Source organism: Hungatella effluvii, from assembly GCF_003201875.1.
GTDB lineage: Bacteria > Bacillota > Clostridia > Lachnospirales > Lachnospiraceae > Hungatella > Hungatella effluvii.
This window is the reverse complement of sequence record NZ_QJKD01000008.1, coordinates 93,003-108,160: the sequence shown is the minus strand read 5'-3', so window position 1 is coordinate 108,160 and position 15,158 is coordinate 93,003. Positions and strand designations below refer to the sequence as shown.

Sequence of the window (15,158 nt, the reverse complement as noted above, 5' to 3'; positions counted from 1 at the left end):
CATAAATTATAGAAATTTATTTTGCTGGACAAGTCTTCCATCTTCTATGACAATTATGGTTGAAACAGTGCTATTGACAAAAAAACTAATGTAAAATACTATTATTCTAACATTATTAACTGGGAGGGGTAAAATGAAGCGAAGAAGTTTTGGTAATCGGATTCTAATGATATTTATTCCATTTATCATAATAATTCTGCTGTTTACAGCTTTTATCGGCTATAAATCTTATTATAACAGTCTTAAAAAAGATAAAGAGAAAAGCATGGAGATTCTGATTGAGCAGATCAGTGATAATTTTGACTATTATTTTAGAGATATTAAAACAATGATTGTTTATGTAAGCAATAATTCTAAAATAAATGAAGCTTTTAAGTATTACCAGGATATGAATATAGAAGAGAGATATTTTCTTAAAAATGAAATCGACGAGAACAATGCAAATGTGAATATTTTAAAGAATTATATCAGTGATATTATTCTGATCGGCAACAATGGCTATAAACAGAATCTGCCTAATAACAGCTCTCTGGATCAAAATGCCGATTTATTAGAACTTGACTGGATTAAAAACTATGACAGCAGTAAAAGGATATATTTTACAATGCCTCATTACACCGATTACTATGCCCGATATTTAAAGGACCATCTTGTGGTGAGTGCAGTGTTTCCTATTCAGGAGCATGGGCAGCATATAGGATTTATTCAGGGAGATTTAGACTACGATAAGCTTAATTCCGTACTGGAAAAAGTTCACGATCAAAATGACATAAAGATTTCCATGGTCTCAGAAACCGGCAGAATTATTTTCGATCAGGACATCAGCAGGGTAAATCAGGAAATTGATGAGATGATCTATACAAAGCTCCTCGGCTCTACGGGGACATTTGTAATTGATTCTAATAGAGAACCGGCTATGTATGTGTATCAGCAATCCGAAGTAACGGGCTGGTATCTGCTGGCAGAAATATCTTACCGCTCCATGATGAAAGGTGCGAAAGAGGTGTTCAATCAGATTGTGTTTGTTATTCTGCCTGTCAGTATTATATTTGTAATTGCTATTTCCTACATGCTTTCTCTCTATATAAAACGTCCTTTGGAGAAACTTTGTACCAAAGTAGAGCATGCAGACCTTGAACATTACCAGGAGGATAGTGAAGAATACGGTTCGTTGGAGATCGATAAGCTTGGATGGAAATTTGACGAATTACTGAGAAGAATGGACAGTATGATTAAGCAGGTATATTTGTCTGAAATCAGAAGGCAGAATGCTGAGATAGAAGTTTTGAGGGAACAGATTACACCACACTTTATGTATAATTCACTTCAGTTAATAAAAACTGAGGCTGTGATAGCAAAAAATAGAAGAATCAGCAGAATAGTGACATCATTTTCGATGCTGCTTCGTTATTCCATGGATCACACTGTGAAGGCAGTTACAATAAAGGATGAGATTAATTATATCAGTGACTATCTTAATATTTACCAGATGAGATATGAGGGGAAATTTGAATATGAGATAAAGGTTGACGATCTTCTGTTGAAATATCAGACGCAGAAGATGATCCTGCAGCCAATTGTAGAGAATTCTATTAAGCATGGATTAAAGGATATTGCTCAGGGAGGGGATATAAAAATAATAATATATGCGGAAAATAGCTGCTGTTATTGCGAGGTCTGGGATAACGGGAAAGGGATTCCTGAAGAAAAGCTGCAGACATTGAAAGAAAGTTTATGTCGGGAAGAGAGTGAATCTGGCCATATTGGGGTAATCAACGTCCATCAGAGAATGAGACTGGCATATGGGGACGGATTTGGAATTATTGATATCCGGAATGATCGAGATGGATATACTAAGTTTATATTAAAAATAGGGTATCTGACAGAGGGGGAAAAGTAATTGTATAAAGTTATATTTATTGATGATGAAACCAGTGTCCTTAAATTCTTATACCATGCTATCGACTGGGAGAAGTATCAGATTGAGATTGCAGGAGCGGCCCAGAATGGCAAAGAGGGTCTGGATCTGTATGATAAAGTAAAACCAGATATAATTGTTGTAGACATAGAAATGCCAATTGTAACAGGCATTGAGTTTGCAAGAAAGGTCAGAGCGTTTGATAAAACTGTTCATATAATCATACTGACAGCCTACGCAGAATTTGAGTATGCTAAAAGTGCACTGGAGTTTCAAGCAGAATCGTATCTGCTTAAACCTTTGGATGAAGATAAGCTGGAAGAGTGTATGATTAATATACTTAGGAAGATTGAACTCCGGGAACAGCAGAAAAACCAGAATATTTATTATGAACTGGAACTCTGTGAAAAGAAGCTTCAGGAGTTAATGATAATACGGGGGAATGAACTTCAATATAAGAAGTTTTTTTCAGAGTATGGAGAAGCAGTAAGTTCATATACATATGTTATAAATATCTATTTATATGGAGAGCAGAAGATTGAGAGCCAGAACAGGAAAGAAATTGTAAAAAAAATATTCAGAAAAATATTTGGTGATAAGACAATGGTTCTTTATCAGTCCCATACTGAGCTTTTCGTCATTATTGAAAGCGAGTTTTTTGCTACAAAGATGCAGAAGGGACTGGAATTACTTGAGAAGGAAGATATTTATGGATTTGCAGGAGTGGCTCCTATTGTAAAAGGACAGATATGGAGTATTAGCTATGAGAAGGCAAAACAAACCAGGTACCGCTGTTATTACACTAAAATGAGATACTCTTTGGAGAAAAACGGGGCGGTTTATCCTGACTACAGCAGAGAGATATGGGCTGTTTGTGAGCAGGCGGTCACAGATCTGCAAAAGTGGGCTGATTTTGAAATCGCCAGGCAGGAATTTTTAGAAGGACTGAATAAAATTAACGCTCTAAAAATAAATCCGGATGAGATATACGAGATATTGATGGAACTCCTGATCTCCCTGAAGCTGGGCTTGACTAAAAAATATGGAGAATATACGGTTGCAGTATTGAGGCATATAACATTAGACAGCCTGAAGCAGTGCTGGAATTATGAACTGCTGGCCAGGTACATTGGTCTGTTGCTGGATGAATTGAAGGATACACTGGAAATAATACAGATCGGTCAGGAGCCTTCCCTTATAATCCGTAAGGCAAAAGATTATACAGTGAAGCATTATGGAGATGCCGGTTTAACACTGGAGCAGGTTGCGCAATATGCTGGAATTAGTAAAAATCATTTGTCAAAAGTATTCAGCGAGGGTACGGGACAAACTTACTGGAGCTATCTGACATCATTCCGAATTGAGAAATCAAAAAAAATGCTGCGGGAAACTACAAAATCCATCAGACAGATCAGCGAAGCGGTTGGGTACCAGAGCATCAATCATTTTAGCAGAAAATTTAAGGAGCTGACAGGGATAACTCCAAACAATTACCGTATAAAAGAATAGCAAAAACATATTATTGAGCAAAAAATCGTAATACCTGTCATTTGGGATTATCTGGGGAGGTGATATACTTAGCTCATAAAAGAAAGGAGAGGTAACGATGAAAAAGAGTCTTCTAGTATTGGGAACAGCAATTATATTATCTTTAAGTATTACGGGGTGTGGGGCGGATAATACGCAGAAAGACCAGCAGACGGAGCAACAATCTGATCAAAAGTCAGATACTATGGCTCAGGAGACTGACGAAAAAAATGAGCCGGGTAAAGATGTATCTGGAGTATTATCATTTCTGTCATGGTATGAAGAAGAAAAATTTCAGCCACTTTTAGACGGATTCCATGAATTATATCCTGACGTTGAATTTGATTTTCAGCATGTTCCGTCAGAGAACAGCCAGTATGATCAAAAGAGGAGCCTGCTGGCCAGCACGGACGAACTGCCGGATATCTTTTATCTGGGGCCACCGGTACAGTCGATGGCAGAGAATGGCTATCTTGCAGATTTAAGTGATTTGGAAGCTGTTAAGAGATTGCCTCAGAATTATCAGGACGCATTCAGCTATGACGGAAAAGTAGTAGTATATTCTCCGGATGCCTGGGTTGGCGGTGTATTCTATAATGTGGATATTTATGAAGAACACAATTTGGAGGTTCCAGGTACATGGGATGAATTTATTAACAATTGCCAGGTGCTGCTTGACGCAGGCGTGAAGCCTCTTGCTGTGAGCAGTAATATGGTGGACTGGTTTTACTGGCTTCACGATACAGAAGTTATGATTGATGATCCGCAATTTGATGCAAAAATTAATACAGGAGAGACTACCTTTAAAGAAGGATATACAGACGCACTCTCCATCTTTTATGCGGATTTAGTGGAAAAAGGGTTTATAACAAAAGACATGGTTGGCCTTTCCGATGATCAGAGAATGGACGAATTTTCCTCAGGGCAGGCAGCTATGACCATTACTGGACCATGGGCAGTGGAGGGAATATACAGTAAGAATCCAGAGATCAATATGAGTGTATTTCCATTTGTCAGCGCAGACGGCAGAGAAATTTCTTCAGGGGCTTTAAATGTGGGTTTTGCTGTCAGCTCTGGAACCAAGAACAAAGCAGCTGCGGAAGCGTTTATTAATTATGTTGGAAGTGATGAGGGACTTAAGATTTACCAGGGTATTACCGGCAACTTCCTGGGAGTAGAAGGGATAGAGTACGAGATCAGCCCTGTAATGGAGCCGCTGAGAAGATTTGCAGAGAGTGGGAATTTTGCACTGCCTAATGTAAATTGGGTATATGGTTCAACATTAACTCCGATTGTTGAAAAAGGGCTTCAGGAAATTGTGCTGGGGACCAAAACACAGGAAGAATTGATTCAGGAATTAGATGATAAACAGACTGAACTGATGGAAGGCAGATAAATATATTTAAATGAGGGCTGCTGCATCGATGCAGCAGCCTTACTTATTATAATAACCTATACAAACAGTGAGGAGCGATCAGGTTGAATCATAAATTAAAAAAAGACATTCCATATATATTATTTGTACTTCCAGCAGCAGTCATTTATTCCGTTATAACGATTATCCCTACCATCTATACATTTTTTTATTCCTTCACAAATTATACCGGTCTATCAAAACAATTTGATTTTGTGGGATTATCAAATTATCTGAAAGTATTTACAACGAGTAATGTTAAAGTATCTTTTATTAACAGTATTGTATATGCATTGACAGTACCAGTCTTAGTTACTATTTTAGCAATCCCTTTGGCTGTTATTTTAAATGGAAAAATGAAGACAAGAAACATCCAGCGGGCAATTTTCTTTTTTCCATCTGTAATCAGTTCCCTGTTTCTGGGTTACATATGGAATTTTATTCTTTCACCATCTCAGAATGGGTTGATTAATCGTATCATTATCAGTCTGGGAGGAGAGAAACTGTTGTTACTATCGGATCCCAGAATGGCTATGGTTTCTCTGATACTCGTTACCGTATGGTGCAGTACCGGTTGGCATGCCTGTATTTACCTGGCTAACTTACAGACAATTTCCCCTGAGTATTACGAAGCAGCAGCAGTGGATGGAGCAAATAAGTGGGATGTTTTTAAAAATATTACAGTTCCCATGCTGGCGCCTGCTATGACTACCAGCGTTATGCTTTTGATTACAGGAAGCTTAAAAGCGTTTGATCTTCCATTTGCTTTGACAAAAGGGGGACCCGGATACGCAACGACTATGATAACACAGACAATTATTACAGAAGGAGTCAACTCAAACCGGGTGGGGTTTGCGTCCGCCATGTCGTTTGTTTTCCTGATACTCATATCTCTGTTTACAGTATTACAGACAAAACTTATGAGTAAGAGAGAGGAGAAACTGGCATGAGGGTAAAAAGAATAAAGGCAGGTTTTTCGGAATGCATGATGATATTGATCAGTGTTGTTTTCGTCGTTCCTATTTATTATCTGGTAGTCAGTACGTTTAAAACTCAGCAGGAAATTTTTGAACAGCCGTTGGCATTACCAGTCAATTTTACGATTGAAAATTATGAAAAGGCTTTCTCTAAAATGAACTTTGGGGTCTCATTTTCGAATTCCCTGTTTATCACACTAATATCCATTATATTTATTGTTTTGTTCGGTTCCATGGCTGCATATGCATTGGCAAGAAGAAAACAGAATTCGTTCATTAGATTCCTGGATAACTATTTTTTACTCGGGTTTATGATTCCACTGCAGACCACGATGATTCCGCTGTTTGCAATCATGAACCGTCTGCATCTGATTAATTCGCTGTGGGGACTTATCTTCCTGCACAGCAATGGCTGTATTTTTGGAAGCTTTTTATATAAAGGTTTTATCCGTGCATTGCCGGTTGACTTAGAAGAAGCCGCGAGAATTGATGGTGCATCCATGTCGCGAACCTTCTGGCAGATTGTATTTCCCCTGCTGAAGCCGGTCACCGCCACATTAATTATCTTTAATGTTATGTGGATCTGGAATGACTTTATGCTGACATATCTGTTTATCAGTTCGACGAAAAAAACTACGCTTATTATGCAGGTATATAATGGAATCGGTATGTATTCAAAAGATTGGAGTATTATGATGCCTGTTCTTGTAATTGCATTATTACCGATGGTAATCTTTTACATTCTTATGCAGAAACAGATAATTGGAGGCTTAACAGCAGGATCTTTGAAAGGATAGTAAATATGAATATACCGAAATCCCCTTTATACCGCGACCCTCTGCATGAACAGCTTGACCTGGATTCGGATAAGGTGATTGATGCGGCCGTATTTAAAAAGCCGGACGGAGGCTGGTATATGTGGTATAAAAATGAAATGGCAGATTCCCACACGTTTTTTGCAGAAAGCCGGGATCTTTATCAGTGGGAGGTGATTGGAGAGGCAATTTCTGATTGTCCGCACGAGGGGCCCAATGTATTTGAATTCTGTGGAATGTATTGGATGATTACTGATGAGTGGCATGGCATGGGAGTGTACTCTTCCCATGATTTAAAAAACTGGGTAAAGCAGGATAAGACTATTTTAGGGAATCCAGGGAAAAGGCCTTTTGACGGGGCAGTAGGGAATCATGCTGACGTACTCGTATGTGATGGAAAGGCATATATCGTATATTTCTGCCATCCTGACAGAAAAGAGCAGGACTGCGTCTGTCAGAAGGAATTCCATACAGCAATTCAGGTGGCCGAACTGACAGTTAAAGATGGCTTGTTGTACTGTGACAGGGATCAGGAATTTGATTTTATGCTGAAAGAACAAGGTACATGATTATAGAAGGGAAAACAGCAGGTTATGAAAATTACGGTGAACCCCAAGCTGGAGACAGGAAGTCTGGGAGATTTATTTGGCATTTTTTTTGAAGATATCAATCATGCAGCAGATGGTGGGTTATATGCCGAATTGCTACAAAACCGCAGTTTTGAATTCTGTGAGCTGGATAACCCAGGCTACCATGGATTGACTGGCTGGGAAAAAATCATTCCTGGGGATATAACGTGCTCTGTATCGGTGCAGACAGGAAATCCAGTAAGCAGCAAAAATCCTCACTATCTGGTTATTGATGCATGCGAACCATCTGAAGGTGTCGGAGTTCGGAATTGTGGTTACAACAGCGGAATTCCGCTTGAAGCAGGAAAACACTATGAATTATCTTTCTATACAGCATGTGATGGCAGGCTTCAGACAGTTGAAGCAGCACTGGAGAACATGGATGGTGAAATATATGAGAGTCGGATTTTCCAAATTACCAGCCGTGAATGGGTTATGCTAAGCACAGAGTTTATCGCTCCGGTTACTAACTATAGTGCAAGGCTGTCAATTAAATTGAAGTCTGCCGGACGGGTCTATTTCGATTTGGTATCACTGTTTCCAATCGATACCTTTCGTAACCGTAAAAATGGAATGAGAGTAGATATTGCGAAATTACTGGAAGATATGAAGCCTAAATTTATGCGTTTTCCTGGTGGCTGTCTCATACATGACGGCTCATTAAATCAGAGTGACAGGGATTCCATGTATCGTTGGAAAAATACGATCGGACCGTTGAAAGACCGCCCGTCACGACGTAATAACTGGAATTACAATCAAACGCTTGGACTTGGATATTATGAATACTTTCAGTTGTGCGAAGATATTGGAGCTAAACCGCTTCCTGTTCTGCCAGGAGGTTGTGATCCTCATCATCGCAGGGCTGTACCACTAAAACAGCTTGAGGAGTGGATTCAGGATGCTTTGGATCTTATTGAATTTGCCAACGGTTCAGAAAATACAGTATGGGGGGCAAAACGAGCAGAACTTGGCCATAGGGAGCCGTTTCATCTGAAGTATATTGCCATAGGGAATGAAGAAGTGGGAGACGATTTTTTTGAGAGATATTCCTTTTTTCAAAAGGCGATAAAAGAAAAGTATCCACATATTAAAATTATTAACAGTGCGGGTCCGGCCGTAAGCGGCAGTGCATATGATACGGGGTGGAAATCCGCAGTAGAAAACGGTTCTGAATTGATTGATGAACACTATTATCAGGCACCAGAATGGTTTATTGCAAACCATCATCACTATGACTCATATCGGAAAAGAAAGACAAAAGTATTTCTGGGGGAGTATGCATCGAAGGGAAACAGCTGGTATAATGCGCTTGCAGAAGCCAGCTATATGATAGGTCTGGAACGTAATGCGGAAGGTGTTGGTCTGGCGTGTTACGCACCGATGTTGTGTAATGCAGGCTATGTAGATTGGAAGCCAAATCTGATCTGGTTTGATAATCATCGTGCCTTTGGTACGCCTAATTACTATGTGCAGAAGTTGTTTATGAATAATCAGGGAGATTTCGGGCTGAAAGTAGACATTGAGACGGACATGAAATCTGAAGCACTTCCGGATAAAATGGGAAAAAAAATTTACTTTGCGCCTAATCTGCGGAATGCAGACAGCAGGGTTGAGATTAAGAATATTGAGATAATCAAAGAGGAGGGGCTGGTAAGATGCCCGGATATTCTGGTCGATTCTGCCGCTGATCCGATATTTATAGGAGAAGCAGAAGGCAGTTATAGAATTAAATTCCATGCCAAACGAATAAGTGGAGGTTTGGGATTCGCACTTTGGTTTAATTTTATGGATGAACAGAATAAACGCAGAGTTGAATATGGCGGCTGGGAGAATCAAAACTCTTCTGTTGAAGAAGATATTGACGGAAGGAATACAAGTTTTGATCAGGGAGCATTTTCTATTAAAAGCGGCGTTGTTTATGAGATAGAACTGATCGTGGGGCATGAACGGATTGTTAATAAGATTGATGGAAAAATAATGAATGAAGTGGATTGCCCGGCCGCTGTAATTGAACCAATTTATTGTACTGCATCCAGGGATGAGGAAAGTAGAGATATTATCGTGAAGGCCGTAAATTTAAAAGCTGAGTCCTATGAAGCGGAGATTGCATTATCAGAGTTAGAGATCAGCAGTGCAGAGGTCTGCTGTATGAGTGGATATGCGCTAACGGATGAAAATAGTTTTGATGAGCCGGAAAAAGTCTCGCCTGCAACAACGTCTGTATTTGTAGATAAGGGAATTGTAAAGTATATGGTTCCAGCAGAGTCAGTCAGTATATTCAGGTTGAAGGAAACAGTAATACTTGATGAATCAGTAGGAAAGGAATGAAAAGAGATGTGGACAATGACAGCGGATGAGTCTGCGTTATATTATCGATGGGATGGTGAAATCTTAAAGCTGGAACCGTGGGGGGATAACAGCCTGCGGGTACGTTCCGCTATGATGGGAGATATAAAAGAAACAGATTATGCCTTATTAAAACCCAAAAATAAAAACGTGGTTATTAGAACTGGTGAAATGCAGGCCTCGATCCAGAACGGAAATATAAAAGCCATATTAACTATTAATGATTATAATAATCGATGTGATATCAGTTATTACAACCAAAAGGGAGAACTGCTGTTACAAGAAGCGGGGACTGGCGGAGCCCTCAATCGGATCAATCGCTGTTTTAAGCCTGATTTGGGTGGGGATTTTCAATTGACGGTATCTTTTGCTTCGAATCCTGAAGAAAGAATATACGGTATGGGCCAGTATCAGGAAAATTCCCTGGATTTAAAAAATTGCAGTCTGGAACTGGCGCATAGAAATTCTCAGGCCAGCGTACCATTTTACATCTCTTCTCTGGGTTACGGTTTTTTATGGCATAACCCGGCAATCGGCCATGTTAATTTTTCTAAAAATGTAACTGAATGGTATGCAGAGAGTACGAAACAGATGGACTATTGGATTACTGCAGGCGACAGTCCAGACGAAATAGAGCAGGCATATGCAGGTGTAACAGGGACAGTACCTCTGATGCCGGAGTATGGGCTGGGATTTTGGCAATGTAAGCTGAGATACTGGAATCAGGAACAGCTGTTAGAGACTGCCAGAGAATATAAGAAAAGGGATATCCCCATAGATGTGATCGTTTGTGATTTTTTTCATTGGCCTCATATGGGGGATTTTAGATTTGAAGAAGAGTTCTGGCCTGATCCTGAGGGAATGGTGCAGGAATTAAGAGAGATGGGAATCGAACTGATGGTATCGGTGTGGCCTCAAATTGGGCTGGACAGCGAAAATTATCAGGAAATGCGCCAGAAAGGATTATTGGTAAAGCAGGAGCGTGGAGTGGAGATTGGGATGCGCTTTGGCGGCGATAGTATGTTTTTCGATGCGACAAATCCGGAAGCCAGGGATTACGTATGGAAAAAGTGTAAAGACAATTATTATCAGAATGGAATCAGAATATTCTGGCTGGATGAAGCAGAACCGGAATACTCTGTATACGATTTTGATAATTACCGCTATCATATGGGACCAAATGTTCAGATTGGCAATGTATACCCACAGATGTATTCCAGAACATTTTTTGATGGAATGAGAGCGGAAGGACAGGAGAATGTGCTGAATCTGGTGCGTTGTGCCTGGGCTGGAAGTCAGCGTTATGGAGCACTGGTGTGGAGCGGTGATGTCCATTGTGACTGGGAAACTTTAAGGAAGCAGGTTAAGGCCGGAATTAGCATGGGAATTGCCGGAATCCCCTGGTGGACTACCGATATTGGAGGTTTCAGCGGAGGAGATCCAGGCAGTGATGAATTCAGAAAATTGTTAATCCGCTGGTTTGAATGGGGAACCTTTTGCCCGGTCATGAGACTGCATGGAGATCGTATGCCCAGCAAGAATCTTTACCGCAAAGATGGAAGTATGATGCAGCCCACGGGTTCTGATAACGAAATCTGGAGTTTTGGAGATGAAAATTATGCCATAATGAAGCGGTATATCCTGTTGCGGGAATTGATGCGGCCATATATAAGAAGAATCATGAAGGAAGCACACGAAACAGGAACACCGGTAATGCGGGCCATGTTCTATGAATTTCCTGATGATACACTGTGCTGGGAACTGGAAGAACAGTATATGTTCGGAAGGGATATTCTTGTTGCACCAGTGCTTTATAAAGACTGTTATGAGAGTAAAGTCTACTTGCCGAAGGGGCAGGACTGGATCGCTTATTTTGGAAAAAAAGTATACTCTGGCGGGCAGTGGATTTGTGTGCCGGCATCTCTTGATGAAATACCGGTTTTCATACGGAAAGATGCATGTGAGGAGTTAAGGGGACTTTTGACAGTGAATAATACGGAAAAATTGTAAAGAGAAAATATTACATGGATAGAAAAGCAAAAACAAATTTTATTTGGCGGTCAAATTGACCGCCTATTTTATTGTGGCTGGGGAGGTGCCAAAACGGAAGAGGGTATTATTGTTTCTGGAAAAAATACATAAAAAATAACAGAAACAAAAATTTTTTATATATACACTATATATTAGCCCCTCTACAATAAGAGAAGATGTTTTCAACCAGCATCACTACTCAGTGTTAGGAGAAAAGATTATGATAAAACAATTTGACATTCGTGAATATGGAGCGGAAGACGGAGGACAAGCCCTATGTACGAAGGCCATTCAATCGGCTATAGCAGAAGCGGGAGCCTGTGGGGGAGAGGTATACGTTCCTGCGGGAGTCTATTTGACGGGAGCCTTATTTTTAGAAAGTAATATGAGTCTTTATCTGGCAGAAGGCGCCGTACTGCTTGGCATTGATAGCGAGGATGAATACCCTGTGGTTTCCGGCAGGGTAGCAGGAATCGAGATGGATTGGCCGGCTGCGGTTATCAATGTGCGGAATGCATTCAATGTGCGGATATCGGGTCCCGGGACCATTGACGGGCAGGGGGAGTACTGGTGGAAGAAGTATTGGGGCGATGACCACCGTGGGGGAATGAGGAAGCGCTATGAAAAGAAAGGGCTTCGATGGGCAGTGGATTACGACTGTTTTCGTGTCAGAAATGTGATTGTGCTGAACAGTGAGAATATCAGCCTGGAAGAATTTGTCAGCAGACGTTCCGGGTTCTGGAATGTCCATCTCTGCTACAGCAAAAATGTGACGGTTCGTGGAATCAGGATTTGTGATAATAGCGGTCCAAGTACAGATGGGATTGATATAGACTCCTGTAACTGCGTTCTGATCGAAGGGTGCCAGATTTCCTGCAATGATGACAATATATGTGTTAAATCAGGCCGGGATGCAGACGGGCTTAAAGTAGCTAAAATCTGTAAAAATGTAACAATTCAGAATTGCACCTTATTTGAAGGGGAAGGGATTACTCTGGGCAGCGAGACATCTGGAGGGATCTGCAATATACGGATTATAAACAATAGTTTTATTGGAACCAGGAATGGATTCCGTATCAAGTCGGCCAGGACAAGAGGTGGTGTGATAGAAAATATAACGGTGGAGAACCTGAATATGCTGGATGTCGCCCATCCGTTTCTCTTTCAATTGAACTGGTATCCGAAATACAGCTGCTGCGAAATTCCGACGGATTACGAAGGGGAAATTCCAAAATACTGGCAAGCGCTGGTAGAGACGGTCCCTGACGGCCGGGGGATTCCCTGTGTAAAAGATATTACAGTGAGGCGTGTTACCGCAGTCTTACAGGAGACGTATGTGGGAGAATCGGAAGCTTTCTTAATCGAGGGACTAAAAGAAAGTCCATTCAAAAATCTGGTCTTTGAAGATATAAGTATTCAGGCGGGAGCGTTTGGAAGAATTACTGCTGTCAGCAATTTTACCTTTCACGGGGTTCAATATAAAGTGTAATTATTTACATAATCTATAATCTTTTTTATATACACTCCGGATACCAATAATTATAATAAAACTATAAAGAAAATAAAAAATATGAAGGAGAATGGTTAAAATTATGAAAAATAATAGAACCGCTGTGGTGGCTTCGGTACCAGGCAAAAAGAGAATCAGGGAACCGTATAAGCTTTTTTTATTTATACTGCCTTGCTTAATCTTTATCTTTATTTTTAAATACCTCCCCCTATGGGGCTGGAGCTTTGCGTTTTTTCAATATAAACCGGGAATGAGTCTTGCAAACTGCGAGTTTGTGGGATTCAAGAATTTCAGCCTGCTGTTTGGCAATCCGGTTATGCGTGATAATTTAATCCGGGTACTGCGGAACACATTTGCGATTCAGGGGTTAAACTTTTTATTGATGCCGGTTCCCATGCTGTTTGCGATTTTCTTAAGTGAGGTATCCAGTAAGCGTTTTCAGAAAGTGGTGCAGACGGTCACCACGCTGCCGCATTTTATCAGCTGGGTTATCATGTTTGCTCTTGCGTCAAATCTGCTGGGGACCAACGGACTCATCAATACGATTTTACATAATCTTGGCATCGATGCAACTCTTAATGTTTTAAACAGTAAAGATCACGTATGGCTGACCCAGGCGCTGCTTGCACTGTGGAAGTCTATGGGCTGGAACGCTATCATCTATTTTGCGGCTATCAGCGGTCTCGATCAGGAAGTTTACGAAGCGGCGATGGTAGACGGCGCCAGCAGATGGCAGAAGATACGCTATCTCACAATCCCGCTTCTGGTTCCTACCTTTTTCGTACTGCTGATTATGAGTATTGGTAACTTTTTAAACTGCGGCATTGATCAGTATCTGGCATTTGGCAATGCGCTTAATAAGGAGACAATCGAGGTACTGGACTTATATGTCTACAATCTCGGTATTGGAAGCGGGCAGATATCCTTTAGTGTTGCAGTCGGAATCATGAAATCCCTGGTAGCGGTCGTACTTTTCTCAGCTGCCAACTATGCGTCTAAAAAAGTTCGCAGCACCAGCATCTTCTAAACGGGAGGAAAATAAAGATGACAGTTACAAAAAGCATTAAGGTTAAAAATAAAAATCATGTCAGAATGGGAAAAAGAGATGTGATATACAACATAGCGGCGATCTGCGTGTTTACCCTGATTGCGTTAATCTGTTTTTACCCGTTTTATTATCTCATGATATGTACCATCAGCAATCAGAAGATGGTGGATTTAAACCAAATTTTGTTCCTTCCTCATGGGATAAACTTTAAGAACTATGTAGAAATTTTTCAGGTACAGAATCTTGCCAACTCTGCTTTTATATCGGTAGCCCGTACGATTTGTACCACGGCCTTAAGCCTGGTCTGTACCTCTTATATGGCGTACTTTTTTACGAAAACCAACATGTGGGGGAGAAAATTCTGGTATCGTTTTACCGTTATTACCATGTATTTTTCTGCAGGCATGATACCGGAATACTTAAACAACCGAATGCTGGGACTTACCAACAGCTTTGGAATCTATGTAATTCCGGCGGCAATTTCCGTTTATAATATGGTTCTGGTAAAAACCAATATTGAGTCTATGAGTCCGGAATTGGAAGAATCTGCATATTTGGACGGTGCAGGTTACCTTACCACATTTTTTAAGATCATACTGCCGCTTCAGACCCCGATTCTGGCCACAGTGTCTTTATTTACTGCGGTGAATCAATGGAATGATTTCTTTACGACTAAACTGTATATCACAAATACGAAGCTTTACACCCTGCAGTATTTATTGTATGAACTGCTTCAGCAGGTAACCGCAGCAGCAGAACAGATTAATAATGCGAATCCCTATGCCAGCATTACGCCTACAGGGATCCGGCTGACTCTGACTGCAATTGTTATAATCCCTATTATATGTGTTTATCCGTTTGTTCAGCGCTTTTATGTCAAGGGCATTATGGTCGGCGCTGTCAAGGGGTAGCGATAAAGATGAAAAAAGAGAGAGAAGGAGAG

11 protein-coding genes are annotated in these 15,158 nt (G+C 40.6%); all 11 read left to right on the top strand.

Translation table 11 applies throughout. From position 1 onward, the window contains the following. Window positions 1-133 precede the first annotated feature (133 nt). The 11 genes from DFR60_RS16165 (at window position 134) to DFR60_RS16115 (ending at window position 15,126) form a co-directional block, all read left to right on the top strand. The gene (locus tag DFR60_RS16165; RefSeq protein ID WP_110323826.1) at window positions 134-1,900 is read left to right on the top strand and encodes a sensor histidine kinase; all 1,767 of its coding nucleotides are present in this window, start codon (window positions 134-136) and stop codon (window positions 1,898-1,900) included. Further along, complete coding sequence (locus DFR60_RS16160; RefSeq protein WP_110323825.1) at window positions 1,901-3,427, top strand: response regulator transcription factor; 1,527 nt, start codon at window positions 1,901-1,903, stop codon at window positions 3,425-3,427. 97 nt (window positions 3,428-3,524) lie between these two features. Continuing rightward, window positions 3,525-4,841, top strand: coding sequence for an ABC transporter substrate-binding protein (locus tag DFR60_RS16155; RefSeq protein WP_110323824.1), 1,317 nt, complete (start codon window positions 3,525-3,527; stop codon window positions 4,839-4,841). An 83-nt stretch (window positions 4,842-4,924) separates the two neighbouring features. Then, window positions 4,925-5,809, top strand: coding sequence for a carbohydrate ABC transporter permease (locus DFR60_RS16150; protein ID WP_110323823.1), 885 nt, complete (start codon window positions 4,925-4,927; stop codon window positions 5,807-5,809). Beyond that, window positions 5,806-6,633, top strand: coding sequence for a carbohydrate ABC transporter permease (locus tag DFR60_RS16145; RefSeq protein ID WP_110323822.1), 828 nt, complete (start codon window positions 5,806-5,808; stop codon window positions 6,631-6,633). Before DFR60_RS16150 ends, DFR60_RS16145 begins: the two co-directional genes overlap by 4 nt. 5 nt (window positions 6,634-6,638) lie before the next feature. Continuing rightward, window positions 6,639-7,220: a glycoside hydrolase family protein gene (locus DFR60_RS16140; RefSeq protein ID WP_110323821.1), complete on the top strand. Its 582-nt coding sequence runs from the start codon at window positions 6,639-6,641 to the stop codon at window positions 7,218-7,220. Window positions 7,221-7,244: 24 nt separating this feature from the next. Beyond that, window positions 7,245-9,608: an alpha-L-arabinofuranosidase C-terminal domain-containing protein gene (locus tag DFR60_RS16135; protein ID WP_110323820.1), complete on the top strand. Its 2,364-nt coding sequence runs from the start codon at window positions 7,245-7,247 to the stop codon at window positions 9,606-9,608. A gap of 6 nt (window positions 9,609-9,614) precedes the next feature. Further along, window positions 9,615-11,636, top strand: a complete 2,022-nt coding sequence (locus tag DFR60_RS16130; RefSeq protein WP_110323819.1) for a glycoside hydrolase family 31 protein — start codon at window positions 9,615-9,617, stop codon at window positions 11,634-11,636. A gap of 241 nt (window positions 11,637-11,877) precedes the next feature. Beyond that, a complete protein-coding gene (locus tag DFR60_RS16125) occupies window positions 11,878-13,146 on the top strand; it encodes a glycoside hydrolase family 28 protein (protein WP_110323818.1) in 1,269 nt (422 codons plus the stop codon). Between the two features lie 103 nt (window positions 13,147-13,249). Beyond that, the gene (locus DFR60_RS16120; protein ID WP_110323817.1) at window positions 13,250-14,194 is read left to right on the top strand and encodes an ABC transporter permease; all 945 of its coding nucleotides are present in this window, start codon (window positions 13,250-13,252) and stop codon (window positions 14,192-14,194) included. Between the two features lie 17 nt (window positions 14,195-14,211). Beyond that, window positions 14,212-15,126 carry a carbohydrate ABC transporter permease gene (locus DFR60_RS16115; protein WP_110323816.1) on the top strand — a complete coding sequence of 305 codons (915 nt, stop codon included), beginning with the start codon at window positions 14,212-14,214 and terminating at the stop codon, window positions 15,124-15,126. Window positions 15,127-15,158 lie beyond the last annotated feature (32 nt).

What these genes read in the sequence shown, in the direction of transcription:
- DFR60_RS16125 (WP_110323818.1), top strand. Translation starts at nt 11,878, where the DNA reads ATGATAAAACAATTTGACATTCGTGAATATGGAGCGGAAGACGGAGGA.
- DFR60_RS16155 (WP_110323824.1), top strand. Translation starts at nt 3,525, where the DNA reads ATGAAAAAGAGTCTTCTAGTATTGGGAACAGCAATTATATTATCTTTA.
- DFR60_RS16120 (WP_110323817.1), top strand. Translation starts at nt 13,250, where the DNA reads ATGAAAAATAATAGAACCGCTGTGGTGGCTTCGGTACCAGGCAAAAAG.
- DFR60_RS16165 (WP_110323826.1), top strand. Translation starts at nt 134, where the DNA reads ATGAAGCGAAGAAGTTTTGGTAATCGGATTCTAATGATATTTATTCCA.
- DFR60_RS16145 (WP_110323822.1), top strand. Translation starts at nt 5,806, where the DNA reads ATGAGGGTAAAAAGAATAAAGGCAGGTTTTTCGGAATGCATGATGATA.
- DFR60_RS16130 (WP_110323819.1), top strand. Translation starts at nt 9,615, where the DNA reads ATGTGGACAATGACAGCGGATGAGTCTGCGTTATATTATCGATGGGAT.
- DFR60_RS16135 (WP_110323820.1), top strand. Translation starts at nt 7,245, where the DNA reads ATGAAAATTACGGTGAACCCCAAGCTGGAGACAGGAAGTCTGGGAGAT.
- DFR60_RS16140 (WP_110323821.1), top strand. Translation starts at nt 6,639, where the DNA reads ATGAATATACCGAAATCCCCTTTATACCGCGACCCTCTGCATGAACAG.
- DFR60_RS16115 (WP_110323816.1), top strand. Translation starts at nt 14,212, where the DNA reads ATGACAGTTACAAAAAGCATTAAGGTTAAAAATAAAAATCATGTCAGA.